Origin of the sequence: Micromonospora sp. DT178, from assembly GCF_049841695.1 — a bacterium.
Taxonomy (GTDB): Bacteria; Actinomycetota; Actinomycetes; order Mycobacteriales; family Micromonosporaceae; genus Micromonospora.
The window spans coordinates 1-1,140 of record NZ_JBNCKV010000040.1 but is presented as its reverse complement, the minus strand read 5'-3'; the positions used below and the strand labels follow the sequence as shown (position 1 = coordinate 1,140).

Annotated in this window: 1 protein-coding gene; it reads right to left on the bottom strand. The window is 70.6% G+C overall.

Annotated elements, in window-relative coordinates:
• Nucleotides 1-1,107 (bottom strand): polyketide synthase dehydratase domain-containing protein (locus ACLQ22_RS31835; RefSeq protein ID WP_425695572.1); only part of this gene is annotated, 1,107 nt, incomplete at its 3' end.
• Between the last annotated feature and the right edge of the window lie 33 nt (nt 1,108-1,140).

Genomic DNA, 1,140 nt, shown 5'->3' with positions numbered 1-1,140 from the left:
CTGCCCGTGCCATCCCCAGACCGATTCGGCAGCCACCGACGCGGTGTCGGGCTGCGCACCCGGTAGCGGCATCCACTGCACCGTGAACAGTGACTGCGCCGCGTCCGGCGCTGCGGCGCCTAGCCGGTCGGCGGTCACCGGCCGCAACACCAACGAGTCCGCGGTCAGCACCGGCTGGCCGGCGGTGTCGAACACGGCCACCGCGATACCGCCGTCGTCGGCCGGTGTCAGCCGGACCCGTAGCGTGGTCGCTCCGGTCGCGTGCAGCCGTACCCCGCTCCACGCGAACGGCAACACCGCGCCGTCGTCGTCGAGCAGCCCGGCCAACCCGATCGGGTGCAGCGCCGCGTCCAGCGCCGCCGGATGCAACCCGAACCCGTCCGCTTCGACCTGCTCGGACAGTGTCACCTCGGCGTACACATCCCGCTCGGCACGCCACACCGCCCGTAGCCCCTGAAACACCGGCCCGTACACGTACCCGCTGTCGGCCAACCGTTCGTACAAGCCGTCAACAGCCACCGGCCGGGCACCGGCCGGCGGCCACTGCCCCAACCCGGCCGGGACCCGAGCAGCCTGCGGGCTCAGCACACCAGTGGCATGCCGAGTCCATGAACCCTCCACACCCTCCACCCGGGAGTACACGTTGACCGGCCGTCGACCGTCCTGGTCGGGATCGCCGACCCATACCTGCACCTGCACCCCACCCTGCTCGGGCAACACCAACGGTGTCTGCAGCGTCAACTCCTGCACCAAGGCACAGCCCACCTGGTCGCCGGCATACATCACCAACTCCACGTACGCCGTGCCCGCCAGCAGCACCGAGCCCAACACCGCGTGATCGGCCAGCCACGGCTGCGCAGACAGCGACAACCGGCCGGTCAACAACACCCCGTCCCCATCGGCCAACGACACCGCCGCACGCAACAACGGATGATCGGCCGAACCCTGCCCCAACACCCGAGCGTCCCCCACACCGGCCACCGCCGTCTGTGGCCAGTACCGCTGATGCTGGAACGGGTAGGTAGGCAGGGCAACCGGCGGGGTCGGGCCGGTACCCAGTGCGGGGGTCCAGTCGATGTTGATGCCGGCCACGTGCAGGGTGGCCATCGAGCGTAGCCAGCGGTCACGTCCGCCGTCGTC